The following is a 24108-nucleotide window of genomic DNA, read 5'->3' on the forward strand; positions in this document are numbered from 1 at the left end:
TGAAAGTGTCCGGAAAGGTGTCCGCGGACACCCGGACACTTCAGCACGCCGCCCAACCCATTGACCTGAAAGGAAATAAACTTGGCACGCTACGTGCTTGGTACTGGCTACCACCGTCAGGCACGCACCCGATGATCCGCGACACTTCCGCACAGGACCAGATCGTTTCCTCCGCCCCGGCCGGCACCACCCGCGCCAACTGGCAGCGCTACCGCTGGCCGGCACTGGGCGCCATCGTGCTGCTCGCCGGCATCGGCTGGGCCGTGCACGCCTGGTCCAACGCCAGCCGCTCCTTCGACAGCAGCCGCGTGCGCATCGCCGAAGTGAAGCGCGGCGACCTGGTCCGCGACATCGCCGCCGACGGCCGCGTGATCGCCGCCAACAGCCCGATCCTGTACGCCATCTCGGCCGGTACCGTGGACCTGAAGGTGGTCGCCGGCGATGTGGTGAAGAAGGGCCAGGAGCTGGCCATCATCGACAGCCCGGAACTGCGCAGCAAGCTGGCCCAGGAACAGGCCACCCTGGCCGGCCTGGAAGCCGAGGCCAGCCGCGCCGCGCTGGACGCCACCCTGGCCCGCGCCAAGTCGCGCAAGGAAACCGACCAGGCCACCATCGAGCGGCAGGCCGCCGACCGCGACCTGCAGCGCTACCAGCGCGGTTACGACGGCGGTGCAGTACCGCAGATCGATCTGGCCAAAGCCAAGGACTCGCTGAAGAAGGCCGACATCACCCTGGCCAACGCCACCACCGACGCACGCCTGCAGAGCCAGGGCGCCGACCTGGATGCCCGCAACAAGCGCCTGCTGGCCGACCGCCAGAAGGCCGTGGTGGCCGAGGTGCAGCGCCAGGTCGATGCACTGACCCTGCGCGCCCCGTTCGATGGCCAGGTCGGCCAGGTGCAGGCCGTCCAGTCCACCAACCTGGCCGCCAATGCGCCGGTGCTGGGCGTGGTCGATCTGTCCAAGTTCGAGGTCGAGATCAAGGTGCCGGAAAGCTTCGCCCGCGACCTGGCGATCGGCATGCCGGCACAGCTGACCGGCGGCAATGGCCAGCCGTTCCCGGGTGAGATCAGCGCGGTGTCGCCGGAAGTGGTCAATGGCGAGGTCAATGCCCGCGTGCGCTTCGCCAGCGCGCAGCCGGAAGGCCTGCGCCAGAGCCAGCGGATGTCGGTGCGCGTGCTGCTCGATACCCGCAAGAACGTGCTGAAGGTCGAGCGCGGTCCGTTCGTCGAACAGGGCAACGGCATGGCCTACGTGATGGATGGCCGCACCGCCGTGCGCCGTCCGGTCGAACTGGGCGTCAGCAGCCTGGGCGAAGTGGAAATCAAGTCGGGTGTGCAACCGGGCGACCGCATCGTGGTCTCCGGCAGCGACCTGTTCAAGGACGCCGAACGCGTCTCCGTCAACTGATACCTGAACCCTGAATCCTGGAGAGAGGACACCCCATGTACATGCTCGAAATGCGTTCGGTCGCCAAGGTCTTCCGCACCGAACAGGTGGAAACCCACGCACTGCGCTCACTGGAACTTCAGGTCAAGGAAGGTGAGTTCGTCGCGGTCACCGGCCCGTCAGGCTCCGGCAAGACCACCTTCCTCAACATCGCCGGCCTGCTGGAAACCTTCACCAGTGGCACCTACATGCTGGACGGCCAGGACGTGAGCACGCTGGGCGATGATGCGCGCAGCCGCCTGCGCAACCAGAAGATCGGCTTCATCTTCCAGGGCTTCAACCTGATCCCCGACCTGAACCTGTTCGACAACGTCGACGTGCCGCTGCGCTATCGCAAGATGAGCGCCAACGAGCGCCGCGAACGCATCGAGAAGGCGCTGACCCAGGTCGGCCTCGGCTCGCGCATGAAGCACTACCCGAACGAGCTGTCCGGCGGCCAGCAGCAGCGCGCGGCGATCGCACGTGCCCTGGCAGGCAGCCCGCGCCTGCTGCTGGCCGACGAACCGACCGGCAACCTGGACACGCAGATGGCCCGCGGCGTGATGGAGCTGCTGGAGGAGATCAACGCTGCCGGCACCACCATCGTGATGGTCACCCACGATCCGGAACTGGCCGCGCGCGCGCAGCGCAACGTGCACATCGTTGATGGCCAGGTCACCGACCTGGTGCGCGAGCCGGTGCTGGCCACGCCGCCGCGCCACATCGTCGCCGTCAACGAGTGAGGGCCCTATCATGTTCGCCTACTACGCCCGACTGGCGGTGCGCAGCTTCCGCCGCAACAAGGTCCTGACCGCGCTGATGGTGGTTGCCATCGCGCTCGGCATCGGCGCCTCGATGACCACCCTGACCGTGTTCCACGTGCTGTCCGGTGACCCGATTCCCGGCAAGAGCGACCGCCTGTTCTACGTCCAGCTCGACGCCGCGACCGGCGCCTACGTCGCCGGCGAGGAGCCGGAAACCCAGCTGACCCGCTTCGACGGTGAAGCCCTGCTGCGCGAAGCCAAGGGCGAGCGCCAGGCGCTGATGAGCGGCGGCGGCGGCACCATCGAACCGGACAACAGCACCCTCAAGCCCTTCAGCATCGACACCCGCTGGACCTCGGCCGACTTCTTCCCGATGTTCGAGGTGCCCATGCAGTACGGCCGCCCCTGGACGCGCGAGGACGATGAAGGCCGTGCGCGCGTGGTGGTCATCTCCAAGGCGCTCAATGACAAGCTGTACCAGGGCGCCAACAGCGTGGGCCGCGACCTGCGCATGGAAGGCCAGAGCTACCGCATCGTCGGCGTGATGAAGGAATGGAGCCCGGAGCCGCACTTCTACGACCTGACCACTGGCAGCTACGGCAAGAACGAAGACCTGCTGCTGCCGATCTCCACCTCCTTCGACCTGAAGCTGGGCAACAACGGCAACATGAACTGCTTCGGCGAGAATCCGGACGGCAACAGCTACTCGCTCAACGCACCGTGCGCGTGGCTGCAGTACTGGGTGGAGATGGACCCGGCCAAGGCCGACGACTACCGCCGCTACCTGGAGAACTATTCGACCCAGCAGCGCGAGGCCGGCCGCTTCAAGCACCCGCCGAACGTGCGCCTGCGCACCGTGATGGAGTGGCTGGACTTCAATGGCGCAGTGCCCAGCGACGTGCGCCTGCAGCTGTGGCTGGCACTGGGCTTCCTCGGTGTCTGCCTGGTCAACACGGTGGGCCTGCTGCTGGCCAAGTTCCTGCGTCGCAGCGGTGAGATCGGCGTGCGCCGCGCGCTCGGTGCCAGCCGCGGCCAGATCTTCCTGCAATGCCTGGTGGAAGCAGGTGCGGTCGGCGTGGTCGGTGGCGTGCTGGGTATCGGCCTGGCCCTGCTCGGCCTGTTCGCGGTGCGCCAGCAACCGGTGGAATACGCCAAGCTGGCCCACCTGGACGGCAACATGCTGCTGCTCGCACTGGGCCTGACCCTGCTCGCCAGCCTTGCTGCCGGTTTCCTGCCCGCCTGGCGCGCCATGCAGGTCACCCCGGCCATCCAGCTCAAGTCGCAGTAAGCACCCGAACGAGGACTCCCATGGACATCCGCCCCATCCTCAGCACGCTGCGCCGGCACAAGACTGCCGCTGCCCTGATCGTGCTGGAAGTCGCACTGACCTGCGCCATCGTCTGCAACGCGCTGTTCCTGGTCAGCCAGCGCGTGGAGAAGATCAGCATGCCCAGCGGCATCGCCGAGAGCGAACTGGTGATGCTGCGCGTCAGTGGCATCGGCAAGCAGACCGACGCCATGGCCCGCACCCGCGAGGACCTGGCATCGCTGCGCGCAATTCCTGGCGTCAGCAACGTCACCATCATCAACCAGGTTCCCTTCCGCAACGGCTCCTCCAGCAGCAGCATCTCGCGCGAGGTCGACCAGGAACGGCCGACCACCAACGCCTCGATGTACACCCTGTCCGAGAACGGGCTGGCCACGATGGGCATCAACCTGATCGCAGGCCGCGATTTCCTGCCCGACGAATACCAGAACTTCGAAGACGCCAGCAAGGGCGGCGCCAAGGAAAAGGCGATTCCGGTGATCTTCACCCAGGCCACCGCCGCCAAGATGGAACCCAACGGCAGTGCGCTGGGCAAGACCTACTACATGGGCAAGCAGCCGCTGCATGTGGTCGGCATCGTCGACACGCTCAGCACGCCCAATGGCTGGAATGACAACTGGACCAACTCGATGCTGCTGCCCATGCGGCGCACCTTCGACGAAGGTGGCACCTATGTGCTGCGCACTTCGCCGGAACGCCGCCAGGAGGTCCTCGATGCCGGTGCCGCCGCGCTGGAACGCAACGACCCCAACCGCCTGATGCGCGACAAGCTGACCTATGAAGACCAGCGCAAGGACTTCTTCAAGAACGACCGCGCGATGGTCGGCCTGCTGATCACCGTCAGCATCTCGCTGCTGGTGGTCACGGCGCTGGGCATCATCGGCCTGGCCAGCTTCTGGGTGCAGCAGCGCAGCAAGCAGATCGGCATCCGCCGTGCGCTGGGCGCGACCCGTGGGCAGATCCTGCGCTACTTCCAGACCGAGAACTTCCTGCTCGCCTCGCTGGGCATCGTGCTGGGAATGCTGGCGGCGTATGCGATCAACCTGGCCCTGATGAACCTGTACGAGCTGCCGCGCATGCCGCTGTACTACCTGCCGCTGGGTGCGCTGCTGCTGTGGGTGCTGGGCCAGATCGCGGTGTTCGGTCCGGCACGGCGTGCGGCGGCGGTACCGCCTGCGGTCGCCACGCGGGGCGCCTGAGATGCGTGCCTGCGCGATGTGCCTGATACTGCTCCTGCCGCTGCCGGCGCTGGCCGGCGGTGGCAACGCGCAGACACTGGAATGGCGCCAGGATGCCGCGCGGCTGTCACTGCGCTCGACCGAGGGCCAGGTGCGCGTGGAGGCTGCCAGCCCGGAAGCACGCTTCGGCGTGCGCAGCGGTGATCGCATCCTCCGCGTGGACGACACGGCGGTGCGTCGGGTCGAACACCTTGCCGAGGCCCTGCGCCATTCCCACGCCGCCACCGCCTATCTGTTGCTGCGCCGCGACAGACGCGAACTGACGGTGGCGGTCGACGCCGCAGCCTGGCGCCAGGCACTGGAAGTGCCGCTGCCACCTGCGCCGCCAGCGCCCCAGGCGCCTCCCCGGCGCTGAGCGGGGGCCGCTCCTGCACAGCCACGGGTTTGGCTATGCTTGATGGGTGGCGCCGGGCTCTCCCGGTGCGTGGACACGAACGGCTCCAACGGCGCCGCCCATCCCTTTCTGCAGAACCGTTTGATGCCTGCGATCCTGATCATCGACGACAACGCCAGCGTGGGTACCGCGCTGGACGTACTGTTCTCCCTGCACGACATCGACACCCTGCAGGCGCAGACGCCCGCCGACGGGCTGGCGCTGCTCGAATCTCAGCCGGTCGACCTGGTCATCCAGGACATGAACTTCAGCGAGGACACCACCTCCGGCGAGGAAGGCGAGGCCCTGTTCGCGCAGATCCGCGCGCGCCATCCGGACCTGCCGGTGATCCTGCTCACGGCGTGGACCCATCTGAGCAGCGCCGTGGACCTGGTCAAGGCCGGCGCCGCCGACTACCTGGCCAAGCCCTGGGACGACCGCAAGCTGATGACCACGGTCAACAACCTGCTGGAACTGTCCGAGGCGCGCCGCGAACTGGACCGGCGCCGCAGCCGTGAACTGCACCAGCGCAACGCACTGGAAGAGAAGTACGACCTGTGCGGCGCGGTCTTCGCCGACCCCGCCAGCGAGCGCGTGATCGCGCTGGCCTGCCAGGTCGCACGCTCGGAACTGCCGGTATTGATCACCGGCGCGAACGGTGCCGGCAAGGAAAAGATCGCGCAGATCATCCAGGCCAATTCCCTGGTGGCCAAGGGGCCGTTCGTGGCGGTCAACTGCGGCGCGCTGCCCTCGGAACTGATCGAAGCCGAACTGTTCGGTGCCGAAGCCGGTGCGTATACCGGCGCCAACAAGGCCCGCGAAGGCAAGTTCGAGGCCGCCGATGGCGGCACCCTGTTCCTGGATGAGATCGGCAACCTGTCACTGGGCGGGCAGATGAAGCTGCTGCGCGTGCTGGAAACCGGCCGCTTCGAGCGCCTGGGCTCCAACCGCGAGCGCCAGGTCAAGGTCCGCGTGGTCAGCGCGACCAATGCCGACCTGCCGGCGATGATCCGCGACGGTACCTTCCGCGAAGACCTCTATTACCGCCTCAACACGGTAGAACTGGTGCTGCCGCCGCTGGCCGAACGACCGGGCGACATCGTGCCGCTGGCCGAGCGCTTCCTGACCGCTGGCAAGCCGTTGTCCACTGCGGCCACCGCGGCCTTGCAGCGGCACCCCTGGCCGGGCAACGTGCGCGAGCTGCGCAACGTGATCCAGCGCGCCGAGCTGCTGGCCACCGGCAACCGCATCGAAGTGGCCGATCTCAACCTGCCGCGCGCAGCCGCCACACCGCGCCCGGCCCCCAGTGCGGGCAATGATCCCGACCGTGCACGCATCGAGGATGTGCTGGCGCGCAACCATGGCGTCATCGCCCAGGCCGCCGCCGAACTCGGCCTGAGCCGCCAGGCGCTGTACCGGCGCATGGACCGCCACGGTATTCCGCGCGAATGAAACGGCGCTCGTTCACTTTCCGCCTGTTCCTGCGCCTGCTGCCGGTATTGGCACTGGCGGCGGCACTGCCGTGGCTGCTGGCCTACTGGATGGACCATGGCTGGGTGGTGACCACGGTGTCGGCGTTGATCCTGCTGTCATTGATGTGGTGGACCCTGCGCCGGGCGACCGCCCCGGTGCGATCTCTGATGCGGGCCCTGGCGGGTACCACCAGCAGCTATCGCGACGGCGAGTACAACTTCGGCGTGCACTGGCCGGGGAACGACGAGCTGGGCGACCTGGTGCAGGCCCACCGCGAACTGGGCGATGTACTGCGTGAGCAGCGGCAGGGCCTGGTGCAGCGTGAACTTCTGCTGGACACGATGGTGCAGAACACGCCGGTGGCGATGCTGCTGATCGCCTCGGGCGGTGATGGCATCGCCCGGGTGGTGTTCTCCAATCTGGCGGCACGCAAGCTGCTGCATGGCGGCTGGAAGCTGGAAGGCCAGCGCCTGGAGGACGTGCTGGAACAGGTGCCGGTGGAACTGCGCGATGCCATCGCCCGTGGCGGTGACAGCCTGTTCGCGGTGCATGCCGAGGGCGAGGACGGCGACGAGGATGACGAGCAGGTCTACCACCTCTCGCGCCGCGCGTTCCAGCTCAACGGCCGCCCGCACGACCTGTTGCTGGTGCGGCTGCTGACCGCCGAACTGCGCCGCCAGGAAGTGCAGACCTGGAAGAAGGTGATCCGGGTGATCAGCCACGAGCTCAACAACTCGCTGGCGCCGATCGCTTCGCTCGCCCATTCCGGCGGCGTGCTGGTGCAGCGTGAGCGCTTTGACCGGCTGCCCGAGATCTTCACCACCATCGAGGACCGGGCGCGTCACCTGGAAGGCTTCATCCGTGGCTACGCACGCTTTGCCAAGTTGCCGCAGCCGCAACTGCAGACCGTGCACTGGGCCCCCTTCCTGTCCAGCCTGCGCCAGCAGATCCCGTTTACCATGGAGCGCGAGCCGGACGAAGAACTGAGCAGCCGCATCGACATCGCGCAGTTCGGGCAGGCGCTGCTGAACCTGTTGAAGAACGCGCACGAAGCCTGCGCCGAAGCAGAGCCCCCAAACGATGACGTACAGGTGCAGCTGACGCGGCTGCCGCAGTGGCTGCGGCTGGACGTGCTGGATCGTGGCAAGGGCATGAACGAGCAGGTGCTGCAGAACGCACTGATGCCGTTCTATTCGACCAAGCGCAATGGCACCGGGCTGGGGCTGGCGCTGACCCGCGAAATCGTGGAGGCACACGGTGGTCGGGTGTCGTTGCAGAACCGCGGCGATGGCGGGCTGTGCGTGTCGATTCTGTTGCCGGTGGGCTGAGCGGGTAGATCCACGCCATGCGTGGATGTGCCGACCCAGGTCGGCACCTACCAGACCTGCCGCATCGCCACCCGCAGGTGCATAGGGAACCCCAGCGCGGCTTCTTCGGCCATCACCGCGCGCAGACCATCGTTCCACTGCGCCTCCGGCACTACCTCGAACCCTTCGCTGGCATAGAAGGCCGCATTCCACGGCACGTCGGACAACGTGGTCAGCACCGCTGCCGCGTAGCCTCCAGCCCTGGCCTGTGCCAACGCATGGCGCAACAACACGCGACCATGACCGCGGCGCGCGTGCGCGGGATCCACGTCCATCTGCAGCACATGGAAGTCACCGCACAGCTCGCCGGCCAGCAGGTAGCCCGCGATGCCACCGTCAGCCGCATCCACCACCCACAACTGGCCACGTTGAAGGCCATCCTGCAGCGTCGGCAGGTCGAGGCCATGCCCGGCAAATACCGGGTAGGCCTGGTGTCCCTTCAGCAGCTCACCGGCACGTTGTTCAATTGCCGGCAGCATGCCGAGTTCGTCGGCGTGCGGGATGCGTGGCTCAGGACTTCTTGAGCGGGCGCTTCCAGCCATCGATGGTTTCCTGTCGTGCACGTGCCAGCGTCAGCTTGCCATCCGGGGCGTTGCGGGTGATGACCGAACCGGCAGCGATGGTGGAGCCCTCACCGATCAGCACCGGTGCCACCAATGCGCTGTTGGAACCGATGAAGGCGTTGTCGCCGATGGTGGTGGTCGACTTGTTCACGCCATCGTAGTTGCAGGTGATGGTGCCGGCACCGATATTCACCTTGCTACCGATCACCGCGTCGCCCAGGTAGGTCAGGTGATTGGCCTTGCTGCCAACACCGAGGGTGACCTTCTTGGTCTCGACGAAGTTGCCGACATGCACGCCATCGGCGAGCACGGTACCCGGGCGCAGCCGTGCGAACGGCCCCACCAACGCAGCACCTTCGGTGACCACACCTTCCAGGTCGCAATGCGCGCGCACTTCGGTGCCCGGGCCAAGATTGACGTCCTTCAGCCGGTTGAACGGGCCCACGGTGACGCCGTCACCGAGCACGATGTTGCCTTCCAGAACGACATCGACATCGATCAGCACGTCGCTGCCCACGGTGACGGTGCCACGGATATCCAGGCGTGCCGGGTCGCGCACGCGCGCACCCTGCGCGCACAGGGCCCGTACCGCGCGACGCTGCCAGGCACGCTCCAGCTGCGACAGCTGCCAGGGATCGTTTGCCCCTTCGGCCTCCTGCGCGTCGGCCACCAGCGCCATCTCGGCCGGAGTGTACTCGTGCGCGGCAAAGGCGAACACGTCGGTCAGGTAGTACTCGCCCTGCGCGTTGCTGTTGGACAGCTGCGACAGCCAGCGCCGCAGCGCGGTCGACTCGGCGGCGATGATGCCGGTGTTGATCGTGCGCACACGCAGCTGGTCGTCGGTAGCGTCCTTCTGTTCGACAATCGAGCCGACCTTGCCTTCGGCATCGCGCAGCACGCGGCCGTAACCGGTCGGGTCATCGACATCGGCGACCAGCACCGCCAGTCGACCCGGCTGCGCCAGCAGGTCGCGCAGGGTCTGCGCGCGGATCAGTGGCACGTCGCCGTACAACACCAGCACCTGTGCGGCGTCGGGCACCTGTGGCATCGCCTGGGCCACCGCATGGCCGGTGCCCAGCTGCTGCGCCTGTTCAGCCCATTGCAGGTCGGGCTGGTCGGCGAAGTGCTGGCGTACCGCTTCACCGCCATGGCCGTAGACCACGTGGATCGCGGCCGGCTGCAGCGCGCGGGCGGCGTCGATCACATGCGCCAGCATCGGTTGGCCAGCGATCGGCTGCAGTACCTTCGGCAGCACCGACTTCATGCGCTTTCCTGCACCGGCGGCGAGGATGATGATGTGCAAGGCTTGGGTCATGGAGAGGGGCCACGCAGCGGCGGCAATCTGAGGACTGGCTGATAGGATAGCCGAGCTCCTTCCCTGCCTGACGTGAACCGAGAATTCCTTGAAGAAGCGATTCCTCGATCTTTTGCCCTGGATGGGCCCACTCCTGCTGCTCATCGGCCTGGCCATCACGCCACTGCTCAGGGGCTTGCCATCAGGTCGCTTCCGTGAACTGGTCGTACTGGGTCTGCTGACCTGCGCCTTGGCATGGCTGATGCGGCGCCTGCGTGGCTGGTCCATGGCCAGCTGCCTGGCGATGCTCTGGATACTTCTGCTCCCCCTGTTCACCGGTGTATCTCCGCTGCTGGCAACGGCCTTGCTGCTGCTGGTTGCGATCGTGATCGGTCAGGCGCTGTTCGCGCAGCGCTCGTTGGCCCTGCAGACGATGGCTGGCCTGTTGGTACTTTCGGCAGTGCTGGGCTGGGCCCTGCTGGTCCCGATCCATTTCCGCTGGGTCTATCTGCCGGTGGGCCTTGCCGTGGTGATATGGCGCCGTTCGCTGCTGTGGTCATCGTTGCGGGCCGGCGTGGCGCAGTGGCGGCAGTCCGTGGCGGACGCGCCGCGCAGCGCCGCATTCGCTGTGCTGGTGGTCGGCTTGGCCAGTACCGCCTGCTGGTTGCCGACCCTGCAGTACGACGACCTCACCTACCATCTGCGCTTGCCATGGCAGTTGCTGGAACAAGGCGTCTATCAACCGGCTCCCCAGCACCAGATCTGGGCGCTGGCGCCCTGGGCGACGGATATCATCCAGGCAGTACCACAGGTAATCGCAGGGGCTGAATCACGTGGCCCGGTCAACGCGATCTGGCTGCTGCTGCTGGCCACGGGCGCCTGGCAGCTTGCGGCGCAGCTCGGCGCGAGCGTGCTGCTGCGCTGGCTGGCGGTTGCCATGGTAGCCAGCCTGCCGCTGACCGCCGGCCTGGCGGGTGGCATGCAGACCGAGCTGCCAACCGCTGCGGTGCTGCTCTGGATGTGTGCGCTGGCTGCCGCGCCCCGTGATGGCCGCTTGTCCAACTGGATGCTGCTGGCGGTGCTGGCCGGTGGACTGCTGGCGATGAAGTCGATGAGTGCGGTGATGGCACTCCCTGTCCTGGCCTGGGCCCTGATCCGCCATCCGTGGCCGTCGTTGCCGCGCATCGGCCTGGTGCTGCTGGCAGGACTGCTGGTCGGTGGTGCCAACTACGTGTTCGCGCAGTGGATTGCTGGCAATCCGGTGCTGCCGCTGTTCAACGGCATCTTCCAGTCGCCCTACTTCGCTCCGACGAACTTCATCGACCTGAAGTACAAGATCGGCTTCGGTCCCGACCTGCCGTGGGCACTGACCTTCCATTCATCGCGCTACTTCGAATCGCACGATGGTGCGGCGGGCGTGGTCCTGATCGGCTTGGCCGGGCTGTGGCTGCTGGCCGTGCTGCGTCCGCCAACTCGCGCGGCGGCACTGGTGGCACTGGCCGTGCTGGCACTGCCGCTGTTGCCGATCCAGTACCTGCGCTACGCCTATCCTGGCATGGCATTGCTGTGCGTGGTCGCCGTGGCGTCGCTCGGCGCCGGCCCCTTGCGCCGGCCTCTCATTGGACTGCTGGTGGCGCTGTGGGTGCTCAATGTCAGCTTCCAATCCACCGGCTACTGGATGCTGCGTAGCGGAGCGTTGAAGGACACGCTGAAGGCGGCTGGCCGCGATGCTCCGTTGTTCCAGCGTTTTGCACCCGAACGCACACTGGCCGCAGCCATCCGTGCGTCGGGTGAAGACGAGGGCACCGTGCTGCTGCTGGATCCGGGTGACCCGTTCTTCGCCGAATTCGGTACCCGTGGGCGCACGATCAGCTGGTACTCGCCCAGCCTGCAGGCGGCCGCCGCCAACGCCGAGCTGGATCCCAGCGGCAAGCGCTGGCTCGCCATGCTGCAGCAACAGCAGGTCAGGCACGTCATCCTCCGCAGTGAAGCGCTCACACCCTCACAGAAACTCGCACTTGAGCTGGCAGGTGCCCACCTGCGCGAAGAAGCCGGCGGCCGCCAGTGGTGGAGCCTCCCGGCGCCTCCAGGAAAGCCATCGCGATGAACATCCCCCCTCCGACCAGCCCCACCACAGCGGTCCGGCCCGACGACTCGCCGCGCATTGCGGTGGTGATCCCGTGCTATCGCGTGCGCGCGCATATCCTGCAGGTCATCGCCGGCATCGGACCGGAAGTGGGCTGGATCATCGCCGTCGATGATGCCTGTCCCGAGGCAAGCGGCGCCTGGATTCGCGAACACTGCACCGATCCGCGCGTCATCGTGGTCCATCACGAGCAGAACCAGGGAGTGGGTGGTGCCACGCTGACCGGCTACCAGCACGCGCTGCAGACACCTGCCCATGTGGTGGTCAAGCTCGACGGCGACGGGCAGATGGATGCCGGCCTGCTTCCCCGCTTTGCCAGCCCACTTCTGTCCGGCCACGCGGACTACGCCAAGGGCAACCGCTTCCATCGCGTCGGCTTCGTGCGCGGCATGCCTTGGGTGCGCCTGGCTGGCAATGCGGCACTTTCGTTCATGACCAAGCTGTCCAGCGGATACTGGCAGATCGCTGATCCGACCAACGGCTACACGGCGATCCGCAGTGAAGTACTGCACGAGCTGGAGCTCGAGCGGATCGCAAAGCGCTACTTCTTCGAATCGGACCTGCTGTATCACCTCAACCAGGTGCGTGCCGTGGTGATCGATGTACCGATGCGCGCCCGCTATGAAGACGAAACCAGCAGCCTGAGCCCGTTACGCATCCTTGGCCCGTTCCTGCTGGGGCATCTGCGCAACACCCTGCGTCGCCTGCTTTACAGCTACGGCATACGCGGCTTCTCGCTGGCCAGCGTAGAGCTGCTGCTTGGCAGCGTTCTACTGGCCGGCGGCGGCATATTTGGCCTGTGGCGGTGGTGCCTCTCAGCCGACAGTGGTGTACCGGCCACTGCGGGTACCGTGATGATCGCCGGCCTGCCCATCATCGTGGGTATGCAGATGCTGCTGTCCTGGCTCAATTTCGATGTAGCCAGCGAACCGCGGCAACCCGTGCATCGTCTGCTTGGCGTCGAACAGGCCCTGCGCAGCGTCATCGGGAAGCCTCGGCAATGACCCTCCTGCGCCAGGGCAGCGCATACATCGTCATCGGCCTGGTGCAGCTGCTGCTGGACTGGCTGGTGTTCGTGGGAAGCACCGCACTCGGGCTGCCGGTCGCTCCTGCCAACATCGTCGGCCGTTTGGCCGGCATGCTGCTCGGCTTCTGGCTCAACGGCCGCTATACCTTTGCTGACGCCGGCCAACAGCGCCTGGGCTGGAAGCGCTTCGCGCGCTTCTTCCTGCTTTGGATTCTGCTCACAGCGACCAGCACCCTGCTGGTGACGGTGGTCGACCATGGGTTGGGGCTGCAGTACGCGTGGCTCGCCAAGCCGCTGGTGGAAGGCGGCCTGGCCCTGGTGACATTCGTGCTGCTGCGGCACGTCGTGTACCGCTGACCGGATTCATTGACGACCATCGTCACCGGCCAGATGCATGCTCAATCCCACGCGCCACAACTCAGCGGGCTGTAGCGCGACAGCGTCTGATGGCTGCCTGCTCCGGGCATGCGGCAGCGGAAAACAAACAAAAACGCCGGCATGGCAGCCGGCGTTCCTGCACTCCCCCATGCCTTGCAGGCAGAGGTGTCACCTCGGCACAGTTCAGTGCTTGAGGTTCTTTCGCAGGCGCTCCAGCGCCTGCAGCTGGACAACGGCTTCAGCCAGCTTCTGCTGGGCCTCAGCCACTTCCATCGCCTCGCCGCGGTTGGCCAGGATGCGCTCGGCTTCTTCCTTGGCCTTGCGGACCGAGGCTTCGTCGATGTCCTGCGCGCGGATCGCGGTGTCGGCCAGCACGGTCACCACCTGCGGCTGCACTTCCAGGATGCCGCCGGAAATGGCGAAATCCAGCTGCTCGCCGTTCGGCGTGGTCACCACCACCTTGCCCGGCTTCAGGCGGGTGATCAGCGGCGCGTGCTTGGGCGCGATGCCCAGTTCGCCCAGCTCACCGGTGGCCACGACCAGGGTCGCTTCGCCACGGAAGATTTCCTGCTCGGCGCTGACGATGTCGCAACGGATCGTGCTCATGCAAATCTCTTCGCTGTTCGCGGCGGCGCAATGCCACCGTGGGGGTCCACCGGCGCAGGCGGTTGCCCGGCGCCGGCGTCAGGTCGGGCAGGATCGCTCCCGCCCGTCCCGGATCAGGCCTTCTCGGCCATCTTCTTGGCCTTCTCGACCGCTTCTTCGATGCCGCCGACCATGTAGAACGCCTGCTCCGGCAGGTGGTCGTACTCGCCATCAACGATGGCCTTGAAGCCACGGATGGTGTCCTTCAGCGGCACGTACTTGCCCGGCGAACCGGTGAACACTTCGGCCACGTGGAACGGCTGGCTGAAGAAGCGCTCGATCTTACGGGCGCGCGACACGGCCTGCTTGTCCTCTTCGGACAGCTCGTCCATGCCCAGGATCGCGATGATGTCCTTCAGTTCCTTGTACTTCTGCAGGGTCTGCTGGACGCGCTGGGCGGTGTCGTAATGCTCGTGGCCGATGACCAGCGGGTCCATCTGGCGGCTGGTGGAGTCCAGCGGATCGACGGCCGGGTAGATACCCAGCGAGGCGATCGAACGCGACAGGGTGACAGTCGAGTCCAGGTGGGCGAAGGTGGTCGCCGGCGACGGGTCGGTCAGGTCGTCCGCGGGAACGTAGACGGCCTGGATCGAAGTGATCGAACCGTTCTTGGTCGAGGTGATGCGCTCCTGCAGGACGCCCATTTCCTCGGCCAGGGTCGGCTGGTAACCCACGGCCGACGGCATACGGCCCAGCAGTGCCGACACTTCGGTACCAGCCAGGGTATAGCGGTAGATGTTGTCGACGAACAGCAGGACGTCCTTACCCTTGCCGTTTTCGTCCTTCTCGTCGCGGAAGTACTCGGCCATGGTCAGGCCGGTCAGGGCGACGCGCAGACGGTTGCCCGGCGGCTCGTTCATCTGGCCGTACACCATCGCCACCTTGTCCAGGACGTTGGAGTCCTTCATTTCGTGGTAGAAGTCGTTGCCCTCACGGGTACGCTCACCCACGCCGGCGAACACGGACAGACCGCTGTGCGCCTTGGCGATGTTGTTGATCAGTTCCATCATGTTGACGGTCTTGCCGACGCCGGCGCCGCCGAACAGGCCGACCTTGCCGCCCTTGGCGAACGGGCACATCAGGTCGATGACCTTGATGCCGGTTTCCAGCAGTTCGGTGGCCGGGGACTGGTCTTCGTACGACGGGGCCGCACGGTGGATTTCCCAGCTGTCGCTGGCGGCCACCGGGCCGGCTTCGTCAATCGGACGGCCGAGCACGTCCATGATGCGGCCCAGGGTGCCAGCGCCGACCGGCACGGAGATGCCGCGGTTGGTGTTGGTGGCAACCAGGTTGCGCTTCAGGCCGTCGGTGGAACCGAGGGCGATGGTACGCACCACGCCGTCACCCAGCTGCTGCTGGACTTCGAGGGTGATTTCGGTGTTGTCGACCTTCAGTGCGTCGTACACCTTCGGCACCGACTCACGCGGGAATTCGACGTCGACGACCGCGCCGATGATCTGAACGATCTTGCCCTGACTCATTGCTGCATCCTCTAAATGTGTGCTTTGAACGAACGCGGTCAGACTGCTGCCGCGCCGCCGACGATTTCGGAGATTTCCTGGGTGATCGCTGCCTGGCGCGCCTTGTTGTAGACGAGCTGGAGGGTGCCGATCAGCTTGTTGGCGTTGTCGCTCGCCGCCTTCATCGCAACCATGCGTGCGGCATGCTCGGAGGCGACGTTTTCCAGCAGTGCCTGGTACACCAGCGACTCGATGTAACGCGTCATCACGTGCTCCAGCACGGTCGCGGCATCGGGTTCGTACAGGTAATCCCAGTCGTGGTGAGCGACCTGCTTCTCAGCCGGCGGCAGCGGCAGCAGCTGATCGAAGCTGGCCTTCTGCACCATGGTATTCACGAAGCGGTTGTAGACCAGGTACACGCGGTCGACCTTGCCTTCGGTGAAGGCGTCGAGCATGACCTTGATCACACCGATCAGAGATTCCAGCTTCGGCACGTCGCCGATGTGGGTCACGCTGCCGACCATGTTGACCTTCACGCGGCGGAAGAAGGTCGATGCCTTCTGGCCGATGGTCACCAGGTCCACTTCCGCACCCTTGTCCTGCCATGCCTTGGCTTCGCCCAGCATCTTGCGGAACAGGTTGTTGTTCAGGCCGCCGGCCAGGCCGCGATCGGAGGAGATCACGATGAACCCGACCCGCTTGACCTGCTCGCGCTCGACCAGGAACGGATGCTGGTAGTCGGTGCTGGCCTGGGCCAGGTGGCCGATCACCTGCTTCATCGCCTGCGCGTACGGACGCGAGGTCTTCATCCGATCCTGCGCCTTGCGGATCTTGGAGGCCGAGACCATTTCCAGGGCGCGCGTCACCTTGCGGGTGTTCTGCACGCTCTTGATCTTGGTTTTGATTTCGCGTCCGCTTGCCATCTCTTGTTTCCCGTGGCGCGGGGCTGATGCCCCGCGTTGTTCAACCGTTTGAGCGGGGCGAGCCCCGCTCTACGAGCGCTGGATTACCAGCTGCCGGTGGTCTTGAACTCGGCGATGCCCTTCTTGAAGGCACCTTCGATGTCGTTGTCCCAACCGCCGGTGGCGTTGACCTTGCTGACCAGTTCGCCCTGGGTGTTGGCGAAGTGGGCGTGCAGGCCTTCTTCGAACGCCAGCAGCTTGTTGACCGGCACGTCGTCGAGGTAACCCTCGTTGACGGCGTAGATCGACAGCGCCTGGTTGGCGATCGACATCGGCGCGTACTGCTTCTGCTTCATCAGCTCGGTGACGCGCTGGCCACGCTCCAGCTGCTTGCGGGTCGCCTCGTCCAGATCCGAGGCGAACTGCGCGAACGCAGCCAGCTCGCGGTACTGGGCCAGCGAGATACGGATGCCGCCCGACAGCTTCTTGATGATCTTGGTCTGGGCCGAGCCACCGACGCGCGACACCGAGATACCGGCGTTCACGGCCGGGCGGATGCCGGCGTTGAACAGGTCGGTTTCCAGGAAGATCTGGCCGTCGGTGATCGAGATCACGTTGGTCGGAACGAAGGCGGACACGTCGCCGGCCTGGGTTTCGATGATCGGCAGCGCGGTCAGCGAACCGGTCTTGCCGGTGACCTTGCCTTCGGTGAACTTCTCGACGTATTCCTCGGACACGCGGGCAGCGCGCTCGAGCAGGCGGGAGTGCAGGTAGAACACGTCACCCGGGTAGGCTTCACGGCCCGGCGGGCGCTTCAGCAGCAGCGAGATCTGGCGGTAGGCAACGGCCTGCTTGGACAGATCGTCGTACACGATCAGCGCGTCTTCGCCGCGGTCCATGAAGTACTCACCCATGGTGCAGCCCGAGTAGGCGCTGATGTACTGCATGGCAGCCGATTCGGAAGCGGTCGCGGCCACCACGATGGTGTGGGCCAGCGCGCCGTTCTCTTCCAGCTTGCGCACGATGTTGGCGATGGTCGAAGCCTTCTGGCCGATCGCAACGTACACGCACTTGATGCCGGTGCCCTTCTGGTTGATCACCGCATCGATCGCCATCGCGGTCTTGCCGGTCTGGCGGTCACCGATGATCAGCTCGCGCTGGCCACGGCCGATCGGGATCATGGAGTCGACCGACTTGTAACCGGTCTGCACCGGCTGGTCGACCGACTTGCGCCAGATCACGCCCGGAGCAACACGCTCCACCGGAGCGGTCAGGTCGGTGCCCAGCGGGCCCTTGCCGTCGATCGGTTCGCCCAGCGCGTTCACGACGCGGCCCAGCAGCTCCGGACCAACCGGCACTTCCAGGATGCGGCCGGTGGTCTTGGCGACGTCGCCTTCGCGCAGGTGCTCGTAGTCACCCAGCACCACGGCGCCGACCGAGTCGCGCTCCAGGTTCAGGGCCAGGGCGAAGGTGTTGTTCGGCAGTTCGATCATTTCGCCCTGCATCACGTCGGCCAGACCGAAGATGCGCACGATGCCGTCGGACACGCTGGTCACGGTGCCTTCGTTGCGCGATTCCGCGGCCAGCTTGACCTTCTCGATGCGGTTCTTGATCAGTTCGCTGATTTCGGAGGGGTTGAGCGTGGTTGCCATCGTCAAGTCCTAGTGCCGGCAGCGGGGCCGGACGTTAAATGAATTCAGTTAGCGAGCGCGGTCTGCAGACGGGCCAGCTTGCCCTTCAGCGAACCATCGATGACCACGTCGCCGGCGTCGATCACGGCGCCGCCGATCAGCGAGGCATCGACCGCGGTGGTCACATCGACCTCGCGGTTGAAGCGCTTGCGCAGCGCGACCTTGATCGCGTCCAGCTCACTGGCCGACAGTTCGGCGGCCGAGGTGACGGTGGCCTTGACCACGTGCTCGGCTTCGGCGCGCAGGGCGTCGAACATGCCGGAGATTTCCGGCAGCAGCGGCAGACGATGCGATTCGGCCAGGATGGCCAGGAAGCGCGAGTAGGTCTCGCCGTGCGACACCGGCGCCAGCAGGGCGACGGCGTCGTCACGACCCAGCTCCGGGTTGGCGAGCAGGGCCGCCACGCGCGGGTCGGCGGCGACGTGGGCGGAGAACGCCAGGGCGTCCGACCACGGCGCGAACGCGCCTTCGTCGCGCGCGGTCGCGAACGCGGCGCGGGCGTACGGGCGGGCAAGCGTGAGGGCCTGGCTCATCCTTAGATCTCCGAGGCCAGCTCGTCGAGCAGCGCCTTGTGGGCGTTGGCGTCGATTTCGCGCTTGAGCAGCTTTTCGGCACCGGTCACGGCCAGCGCGGACACCTGCTTGCGCAGATCTTCACGGGCACGGTTGGCGGCGGCGTCGATTTCAGCCTGGGCCAGTTCCTTCTGACGGGTGGCTTCGGTGATCGCTTCGTTACGGGCAGCATCAACGATCTGGTTGGCACGTGCGTGGGCCTGATCGATGATCTCGTTGGCCTTGGTGCGTGCTTCCTTCAGCGCTTCGTTGACCTTCTCCTGCGCCTGGGCCAGATCTTTCTGGCTGCGGTCGGCAGCAGCGAGGCCTTCAGCAATCTTCTGCTGGCGCTCTTCGATCGCGTTCATCAGCGGCGGCCAGATCTTGGTCGCGATGATCCAGATCAGACCAGCGAAGGCCAGCGCCTGCGCAAGAAGGGTGAAATTGATATTCATGGTTAGCTCGATCGCTGGTTTCGGGGTGGACGCGCCGCCGTAGCGGCGCATCCGGCCTTCATCCGAAACCGGGTGCATCAGCACCCGGTCGTCTCAAACCGCTGTATCAGCCGGCCAGAGCCTTGGTGACGGCGCCAGCGAAGGCAGCCGACAGCGGGTTGGCGAAGGCCAGCAGCAGGCCGACGGCGACCGAGATGATGAACGCGGCGTCGATCAGGCCGGCGGTGATGAACATACGGACCTGCAGGACCGGGATCAGTTCCGGCTGGCGGGCGGCCGACTCCAGGAACTTACCAGCCATGATGGCCAGACCCAGACCGGCGCCCAGCGCGGCCAGGCCGATCATGATGCCGACGGCAAGGGCGGTGGAGCTCTGAATCTGCGCGAAGTTGGTCAGGACGGCGAAGTACATGGTTATCTCCAGGAACTTAAGTTGCTAAGGGTGATGAAACGGATGAAGGTTGAAACGCGTTGAAGCTTGAAACTCAGTGAGCGTCTTCCGACAGGCTCAGGTACACGATCGACAGCATCATGAAGATGAAGGCCTGCAGCGGGATCACCAGCAGGTGGAACAGCATCCAGCCGAGGCCGAACACACCACCGGCAATGGCACCGAAGAAACCGGCACCACCCAGCACCCAGATCAGCAGGAACACGATTTCGCCGCCGAACATGTTGCCGAACAGTCGCATCGCCAGCGAGATCGGCTTGCTCAGCCACTCGACGATGTTGAGGATCAGGTTGAACGGCATCATCCACTTGCCGAACGGCGCCGTCAGGAATTCCTTGATGAAGCCGCCCAGGCCCTTCGACTTCAGTGCGAAGAACAGCATCAGGAAGAACACGCTGATGGCCATGCCCAGGGTGGCATTGACGTCAGCGGTCGGGACCGGCTTCCAGTAGTGCACGCCCACCCACTCCAGCGGCTTGGCGATGAAATCGGCCGGGATCATCTTCAGCAGATTCATCAGCAGAATCCAGAAGAAGATGGTGATGGCGATCGGCGTGACCAGCTTGCTCTTGCCGTGGTAGGTGTCCTTGGCCTGGCGGTCGACGAACTCCAGGCAGATCTCGACGAAGGCCTGCCACTTGCCCGGCACGCCGGCGGTGGCCTTGCGGGTCCCCAGCCAGAACGCGACAACGATCACCAGGCCCATCAGGACCGCAGTGAGGAAGGTATCGACGTGGATATGCCAGAACATACCCTCACCCTTGCCGACCGGTGCGGTCAGGTTGTGCAGGTGATGCTGGATGTAGCTGGTAGGGGTTAGAGCCTCGCCCGCCATGTGTCCGGAACCTTCAGTTAATTGAATTCTGTCAACGCCTGGCCATGGCCAGGACCTGGAACATCAAGCCGACGGCGATACCGGCCAACAGCGCCAATGCAGGCAGCTTGAAGACCAGGAACCCCACCAGCAGGACGCCGAAAACCACCACCCACTTGGCCACGATCGCAATGATCAGGCGAGCCATCGCCGATCCTGCGGCCAGTGCCCCACCACCCAGTGCCATCCGTGCCGCCACCCAGCCACCGGCCGAAATGGCCACACCGGACGCCAGCGCGCCGAGGGCATATTTCGGACCTACCAGCAGGAAGGCCAGGGCCAGGACAGCCACTGCGGCCAGCGGGTAGACCGCGGCGCGCAGCATCAGTCGCCGACCCGCATCAACGGAGTTCAGCACAGGACGTCCCGCGTGGTTGCAAGTGGAGGGCTGAGGCGGCTACAGCAGGGGGGCCTCATCGAGCCGCCAAATTATAGCAATGGGACAATTTGCGAGACAACCGCTGCCTGTTCATCCCGGGAAGCCGCAAGTTGCGGTAACGGTTACATTTTTGCGTGCCACCCGGGGGACAATGACGTCCGTATGATGCTGCGGCGCAATATTGAACTTTGGTCGCATCCGGCGGAACTTTCGCCGAATGCGCCGGTCCGATCTTTCGACCTGCCTGCAGCAACCTCGTCGACGCTCCGCCCCGCAGGTCCCACGATGGCCCCGAAGCCCGGCTCCGGGGCCATCTTTTTGCATCGTCGCGACAGCGCTGAACCGTGCACACGCCGTGGACCATACGTTCACGGATGGTGGACGGGCCTGTCCGGCACAGTGGTCTTCATTCTGATGAACCACTGCAAGGACTCTTCGATGCGCCCTGTACCCACCCTGCTCGCCCTCTCCCTGCTCGCCGCCGGCGCCTCGTTCGCCACTGCCGCCCACGCCGCTGAAGGCGACGACCGCTTCGCCCTGCGCCTGGGTGCGATGAACATCGACTCGGACAATACCCTCCGCGGCAAGACCAACGTGGCCGGCCAGGACATCGGTTTCTCCGAGGACTTCAAGCTGGGTGGCAAGGAGTGGGAACCACGCATCGACGGCATGTTCCGCATCAGCAACCGCCAGCGCCTGCTGTTCAACTACTTCAAGTACGACAAGGACCGCCGCGAGACTCTCGGCCAGGACATTTCCTTCGGTGACGTCAACGTGCCGTCGGGCAGTTTCGTCAAGGGCGAGCTGAAGTACCAGGTCGCCAGCCTGGTCTATGACTACTCGGTGGTGGACACCGACACCTTCGACCTCGGCCTGCAGCTGGGTGCCGAGTACGCCAAGGTGAGCACCAAGGCCTACGCCGATCTGGGCACCGTCTACGAAGGCCAGTTCCTCAACGAGAAGACCGACGGCGTGGCGCCGGTGGTCGGTGCGCGGCTGAGTTTCACCCCGTCCGAGAAGTGGATGATCACGCTGCAGGGCCAGTACCTCAACACGCGCTGGGGCAGCTTTGATGACTACAAGGGCGACCTGAGCCGCGCCAACGCCATCGTCGATTACCGCTTCACGAAGAACTTCGGCGTGTTCGCCGGCTATGACTGGTTCAAGCTGGACGCGGACAAGAAGGGCAGCGACGGCACCATCGGCCTGAAGCAGGAATTCAAGGGCCCGGTGGCCGGCGTCAGCTTCGTGTTCTGACACCCGCCCCTTCCACGGCATTCTCTCTCCTGGCGCGGCCTCCGGAACATCGGGGCCGCGCTTTTTTGTTTGCACGGTCAAGCAGAAGCGGGTTGGTCGAGCGCGGGGGGACATTTGTCCAAATGCCTGCCACCCGCGCTGCGGCCCGAACGCTCGCAATGAGAGTGATCGAGGCTCAACAAAAAAACCCCGGCAAATGCCGGGGCTTTTCATTTGGAACGGCGCAGGCGCCTTACTTCTTCTTCGGCATGTACAGATCGGTGATCGTGCCGTCGTAGATTTCCGAGGCCATTGCCACCGATTCGCTCAGTGTCGGGTGCGCATGGATGGTGTGGCCGATGTCTTCGGCTTCGGCACCCATCTCGATGGCCAGGCCGATCTCGGCCAGCAGGTCACCGGCATGCACGCCAACGATCGCACCACCGATGATGCGGTGGGTCTCTTCGTCGAAGATCAGCTTGGTGAAGCCCTCGGTACGGCCGATGCCGATCGCGCGGCCACTGGCGGCCCACGGGAACTTGGCCACGCCCACCTTCAGGCCCTTGGCCTTGGCTTCGGTCTCGGTCACGCCGACCCAGGCGATTTCCGGGTTGGTGTAGGCCACCGACGGAATCACACGGGCCACCCACTCCTTCTTGTGGCCGGCAGCCACTTCGGCGGCCAGCTTGCCTTCGTGCGTGGCCTTGTGGGCCAGCATCGGGTTGCCGACGATGTCGCCGATGGCAAAGATGTGCGGCACGTTGGTGCGCATCTGGCGGTCGACCGGAATGAAGCCGCGGTCGGTGACCTGCACGCCGGCCTTTTCCGCATCGATCTTCCTGCCGTTCGGCGAGCGGCCCACGGCCACCAGCACGCGGTCGAAGGTGCCCTGCGCCAGCGCAGGCGCCTGGCCTTCCTCGGCAGCTTCGAAGGTCACGGTGATGCCCTTGGCATCGGCGGTGACGCCCGAGGCCTTGGTCTTCAGGTGCACTTCGATGCCCTGCTTCTTCAGGCGGTCAGCCAGCGGCTTGACCAGGTCCTTGTCGGCGCCCGGCATCAGCTGGTCCATGAACTCGACCACGGTGACCTTGCTGCCCAGCGCACCGTACACGGTGGCCATTTCCAGGCCGATGATGCCGCCACCGACGACCAGCAGCGAGCCCGGCACTTCGGCCAGCTCCAGCGCGTCGGTGGAATCCATCACGCGCTTGTCGTCCCACGGGAAGTTCGGCAGCTTCACCGCCTGCGAACCGGCGGCGATGATGCACTTCTGGAAGCGCAGCAGCTGGGTGCTGCCGTCAGCTGCGGTGATTTCCAGTTCGTTGGCGGAAACGAACTTGCCGACGCCCTGCACGCTGCGGACCTTGCGCTGCTTGGCCATGCCGGCCAGGCCCTTGGTCAGCTGGTTGACGACTTTTTCCTTGTACTGGCGCAGCTTGTCCAGGGTGATGGTCGGCTTGCCGAACTCGACGCCGAAATCACCGGCGTGGGCCACTTCGTCGATCACCGCAGCAGCATGCAGCAGTGCCTTGGACGGAATGCAGCCGACATTGAGGCAGACGCCGCCGAGGCTGGCGTAGCGCTCGACCAGCACCGTATCCAGGCCGACGTCGGCGGCGCGGAACGCCGCCGTGTAGCCGCCCGGACCGGAGCCCAGCACAACCATCTCGCATTCGATGTCGGCCGGCTTGCCGCTGGACAACGCCGGCTTCGGTGCGGCAGGTTCGGCCGGGGCGCGGTGCGACGGGGTCACCGGCGGCTTGCTGGCCGGAGCAGCTGCTGCCGGAGCCGGCGCAGCGGCCTTGGCTGGGGCTTCGGCGACGCCTTCAGCGTCCAGCACCACGACCACGGCACCCTCGGACAGGGTGTCGCCCAGCTTGACCTTGATTTCCTTGACCACGCCAGCAGCCGAGGACGGCACTTCCAGAGTGGCCTTGTCCGATTCCAGGGTCACCAGACCCTGATCCTTCTTCACCGTGTCGCCAACGGCGACCAATACTTCGATCACCGGCACATCGCTGTAATCGCCGATGTCGGGAACCTTGACTTCAATCGTGGCCATGGTGGTTTTCCTCGTGCCCGCCTGG

The 24108-nt window shown here is 65.5% G+C and carries 23 protein-coding genes; 11 read left to right on the plus strand and 12 right to left on the minus strand.

All coding sequences use genetic code 11. The features are described from left to right. Positions 1-131: 131 nt before the first annotated feature. The 7 genes from GOC52_RS17805 to GOC52_RS17835 all read left to right on the plus strand — a co-directional run bounded on the left by GOC52_RS17805 (position 132) and on the right by GOC52_RS17835 (position 7930). The gene (locus GOC52_RS17805) at positions 132-1409 is read left to right on the plus strand and encodes an efflux RND transporter periplasmic adaptor subunit (RefSeq protein ID WP_043401065.1); all 1278 of its coding nucleotides are present in this window, start codon (positions 132-134) and stop codon (positions 1407-1409) included. Positions 1410-1444: 35 nt separating this feature from the next. Continuing rightward, a complete protein-coding gene (locus tag GOC52_RS17810) occupies positions 1445-2170 on the plus strand; it encodes an ABC transporter ATP-binding protein (RefSeq protein WP_014038558.1) in 726 nt (241 codons plus the stop codon). Between the two features lie 10 nt (positions 2171-2180). After that, entirely contained in the window at positions 2181-3479 is a 1299-nt protein-coding gene (locus GOC52_RS17815; protein WP_010481337.1) for an ABC transporter permease, read from the plus strand. A 20-nt stretch (positions 3480-3499) separates the two neighbouring features. Beyond that, positions 3500-4717, plus strand: a complete 1218-nt coding sequence (locus GOC52_RS17820) for an ABC transporter permease (protein ID WP_010481336.1) — start codon at positions 3500-3502, stop codon at positions 4715-4717. Positions 4718-4733: 16 nt separating this feature from the next. Then, a complete protein-coding gene (locus GOC52_RS17825; RefSeq protein ID WP_191850044.1) occupies positions 4734-5111 on the plus strand; it encodes a PDZ domain-containing protein in 378 nt (125 codons plus the stop codon). Between the two features lie 123 nt (positions 5112-5234). Further along, complete coding sequence (locus GOC52_RS17830) at positions 5235-6581, plus strand: sigma-54-dependent transcriptional regulator (RefSeq protein WP_010481334.1); 1347 nt, start codon at positions 5235-5237, stop codon at positions 6579-6581. Further along, on the plus strand, positions 6578-7930 hold the full coding sequence (locus GOC52_RS17835; RefSeq protein WP_010481333.1) for a sensor histidine kinase: 1353 nt from the start codon (positions 6578-6580) through the stop codon (positions 7928-7930). Before GOC52_RS17830 ends, GOC52_RS17835 begins: the two co-directional genes overlap by 4 nt. Positions 7931-7977: 47 nt before the next feature. Here the strand turns inward: GOC52_RS17835 and GOC52_RS17840 are convergent, their stop codons facing one another. Continuing rightward, positions 7978-8511 carry a GNAT family N-acetyltransferase gene (locus GOC52_RS17840; RefSeq protein ID WP_191850046.1) on the minus strand — a complete coding sequence of 178 codons (534 nt, stop codon included), beginning with the start codon at positions 8509-8511 and terminating at the stop codon, positions 7978-7980. Next, on the minus strand, positions 8480-9847 hold the full coding sequence (gene glmU, locus GOC52_RS17845) for a bifunctional UDP-N-acetylglucosamine diphosphorylase/glucosamine-1-phosphate N-acetyltransferase GlmU (RefSeq protein WP_191850048.1): 1368 nt from the start codon (positions 9845-9847) through the stop codon (positions 8480-8482). The genes GOC52_RS17840 and glmU overlap by 32 nt, the downstream gene beginning before the upstream one ends. A 121-nt stretch (positions 9848-9968) precedes the next feature. Here glmU and GOC52_RS17850 point away from each other — a divergent pair, with 121 nt between their 5' ends. Genes GOC52_RS17850 through GOC52_RS17860 form a run of 3 tightly spaced genes read left to right on the plus strand, consistent with a single transcriptional unit; the run spans position 9969 to position 13356 of the window. Beyond that, complete coding sequence (locus GOC52_RS17850; protein ID WP_191850050.1) at positions 9969-11933, plus strand: hypothetical protein; 1965 nt, start codon at positions 9969-9971, stop codon at positions 11931-11933. Then, positions 11930-12976: a glycosyltransferase family 2 protein gene (locus GOC52_RS17855; RefSeq protein ID WP_191850052.1), complete on the plus strand. Its 1047-nt coding sequence runs from the start codon at positions 11930-11932 to the stop codon at positions 12974-12976. Before GOC52_RS17850 ends, GOC52_RS17855 begins: the two co-directional genes overlap by 4 nt. Continuing rightward, positions 12973-13356, plus strand: coding sequence for a GtrA family protein (locus GOC52_RS17860; protein WP_191850054.1), 384 nt, complete (start codon positions 12973-12975; stop codon positions 13354-13356). Before GOC52_RS17855 ends, GOC52_RS17860 begins: the two co-directional genes overlap by 4 nt. Positions 13357-13560: 204 nt before the next feature. On the opposite strand, the gene GOC52_RS17865 is transcribed toward GOC52_RS17860, so the two are convergent. The 9 genes from GOC52_RS17865 to GOC52_RS17905 form a co-directional block, all read right to left on the minus strand. After that, positions 13561-13983, minus strand: coding sequence for a F0F1 ATP synthase subunit epsilon (locus tag GOC52_RS17865; protein ID WP_005419509.1), 423 nt, complete (start codon positions 13981-13983; stop codon positions 13561-13563). Positions 13984-14096: 113 nt separating this feature from the next. Beyond that, on the minus strand, positions 14097-15503 hold the full coding sequence (gene atpD / locus GOC52_RS17870) for a F0F1 ATP synthase subunit beta (RefSeq protein WP_010481327.1): 1407 nt from the start codon (positions 15501-15503) through the stop codon (positions 14097-14099). A gap of 38 nt (positions 15504-15541) precedes the next feature. Then, a complete protein-coding gene (gene atpG / locus GOC52_RS17875; protein WP_010481324.1) occupies positions 15542-16405 on the minus strand; it encodes a F0F1 ATP synthase subunit gamma in 864 nt (287 codons plus the stop codon). An 83-nt stretch (positions 16406-16488) separates the two neighbouring features. After that, entirely contained in the window at positions 16489-18036 is a 1548-nt protein-coding gene (atpA, locus tag GOC52_RS17880) for a F0F1 ATP synthase subunit alpha (RefSeq protein WP_005411130.1), read from the minus strand. Positions 18037-18080: 44 nt separating this feature from the next. Further along, positions 18081-18608 (minus strand): F0F1 ATP synthase subunit delta, encoded by a 528-nt coding sequence (locus GOC52_RS17885; protein ID WP_010481321.1) that lies wholly within the window; start codon positions 18606-18608, stop codon positions 18081-18083. Between the two features lie 2 nt (positions 18609-18610). Then, a complete protein-coding gene (locus tag GOC52_RS17890) occupies positions 18611-19081 on the minus strand; it encodes a F0F1 ATP synthase subunit B (protein ID WP_005419512.1) in 471 nt (156 codons plus the stop codon). A 106-nt stretch (positions 19082-19187) separates the two neighbouring features. After that, the gene (gene atpE / locus GOC52_RS17895; protein WP_005411133.1) at positions 19188-19493 is read right to left on the minus strand and encodes a F0F1 ATP synthase subunit C; all 306 of its coding nucleotides are present in this window, start codon (positions 19491-19493) and stop codon (positions 19188-19190) included. A gap of 73 nt (positions 19494-19566) precedes the next feature. After that, entirely contained in the window at positions 19567-20367 is an 801-nt protein-coding gene (atpB, locus tag GOC52_RS17900; protein ID WP_010481316.1) for a F0F1 ATP synthase subunit A, read from the minus strand. A 31-nt stretch (positions 20368-20398) separates the two neighbouring features. Beyond that, a complete protein-coding gene (locus tag GOC52_RS17905) occupies positions 20399-20764 on the minus strand; it encodes a hypothetical protein (RefSeq protein ID WP_006394654.1) in 366 nt (121 codons plus the stop codon). A gap of 459 nt (positions 20765-21223) precedes the next feature. On the opposite strand from GOC52_RS17905, the gene GOC52_RS17910 reads away from it, so the two are divergent. Beyond that, positions 21224-22042, plus strand: a complete 819-nt coding sequence (locus tag GOC52_RS17910; protein WP_010481314.1) for a hypothetical protein — start codon at positions 21224-21226, stop codon at positions 22040-22042. 232 nt (positions 22043-22274) lie between these two features. Here GOC52_RS17910 and lpdA read toward each other — a convergent pair whose 3' ends face one another. Further along, on the minus strand, positions 22275-24083 hold the full coding sequence (gene lpdA / locus GOC52_RS17915; RefSeq protein WP_191850056.1) for a dihydrolipoyl dehydrogenase: 1809 nt from the start codon (positions 24081-24083) through the stop codon (positions 22275-22277). Positions 24084-24108: the final 25 nt, after the last annotated feature.

The organism is Stenotrophomonas sp. SXG-1, from assembly GCF_014083965.1.
GTDB lineage: Bacteria > Pseudomonadota > Gammaproteobacteria > Xanthomonadales > Xanthomonadaceae > Stenotrophomonas > Stenotrophomonas geniculata.

Excerpts from the sequence above, each read along its gene's own strand:
- GOC52_RS17805 (WP_043401065.1), top strand. The coding sequence starts at position 132 with ATGATCCGCGACACTTCCGCACAGGACCAGATCGTTTCCTCCGCCCCG.
- GOC52_RS17810 (WP_014038558.1), top strand. The coding sequence starts at position 1,445 with ATGTACATGCTCGAAATGCGTTCGGTCGCCAAGGTCTTCCGCACCGAA.
- GOC52_RS17815 (WP_010481337.1), top strand. The coding sequence starts at position 2,181 with ATGTTCGCCTACTACGCCCGACTGGCGGTGCGCAGCTTCCGCCGCAAC.
- GOC52_RS17820 (WP_010481336.1), top strand. The coding sequence starts at position 3,500 with ATGGACATCCGCCCCATCCTCAGCACGCTGCGCCGGCACAAGACTGCC.
- GOC52_RS17825 (WP_191850044.1), top strand. The coding sequence starts at position 4,734 with ATGTGCCTGATACTGCTCCTGCCGCTGCCGGCGCTGGCCGGCGGTGGC.
- GOC52_RS17830 (WP_010481334.1), top strand. The coding sequence starts at position 5,235 with ATGCCTGCGATCCTGATCATCGACGACAACGCCAGCGTGGGTACCGCG.
- GOC52_RS17835 (WP_010481333.1), top strand. The coding sequence starts at position 6,578 with ATGAAACGGCGCTCGTTCACTTTCCGCCTGTTCCTGCGCCTGCTGCCG.
- GOC52_RS17840 (WP_191850046.1), bottom strand. The coding sequence starts at position 8,511 with ATGGCTGGAAGCGCCCGCTCAAGAAGTCCTGAGCCACGCATCCCGCAC.
- glmU (WP_191850048.1), bottom strand. The coding sequence starts at position 9,847 with ATGACCCAAGCCTTGCACATCATCATCCTCGCCGCCGGTGCAGGAAAG.
- GOC52_RS17850 (WP_191850050.1), top strand. The coding sequence starts at position 9,969 with ATGGGCCCACTCCTGCTGCTCATCGGCCTGGCCATCACGCCACTGCTC.
- GOC52_RS17855 (WP_191850052.1), top strand. The coding sequence starts at position 11,930 with ATGAACATCCCCCCTCCGACCAGCCCCACCACAGCGGTCCGGCCCGAC.
- GOC52_RS17860 (WP_191850054.1), top strand. The coding sequence starts at position 12,973 with ATGACCCTCCTGCGCCAGGGCAGCGCATACATCGTCATCGGCCTGGTG.
- GOC52_RS17865 (WP_005419509.1), bottom strand. The coding sequence starts at position 13,983 with ATGAGCACGATCCGTTGCGACATCGTCAGCGCCGAGCAGGAAATCTTC.
- atpD (WP_010481327.1), bottom strand. The coding sequence starts at position 15,503 with ATGAGTCAGGGCAAGATCGTTCAGATCATCGGCGCGGTCGTCGACGTC.
- atpG (WP_010481324.1), bottom strand. The coding sequence starts at position 16,405 with ATGGCAAGCGGACGCGAAATCAAAACCAAGATCAAGAGCGTGCAGAAC.
- atpA (WP_005411130.1), bottom strand. The coding sequence starts at position 18,036 with ATGGCAACCACGCTCAACCCCTCCGAAATCAGCGAACTGATCAAGAAC.
- GOC52_RS17885 (WP_010481321.1), bottom strand. The coding sequence starts at position 18,608 with ATGAGCCAGGCCCTCACGCTTGCCCGCCCGTACGCCCGCGCCGCGTTC.
- GOC52_RS17890 (WP_005419512.1), bottom strand. The coding sequence starts at position 19,081 with ATGAATATCAATTTCACCCTTCTTGCGCAGGCGCTGGCCTTCGCTGGT.
- atpE (WP_005411133.1), bottom strand. The coding sequence starts at position 19,493 with ATGTACTTCGCCGTCCTGACCAACTTCGCGCAGATTCAGAGCTCCACC.
- atpB (WP_010481316.1), bottom strand. The coding sequence starts at position 20,367 with ATGGCGGGCGAGGCTCTAACCCCTACCAGCTACATCCAGCATCACCTG.
- GOC52_RS17910 (WP_010481314.1), top strand. The coding sequence starts at position 21,224 with ATGCGCCCTGTACCCACCCTGCTCGCCCTCTCCCTGCTCGCCGCCGGC.
- lpdA (WP_191850056.1), bottom strand. The coding sequence starts at position 24,083 with ATGGCCACGATTGAAGTCAAGGTTCCCGACATCGGCGATTACAGCGAT.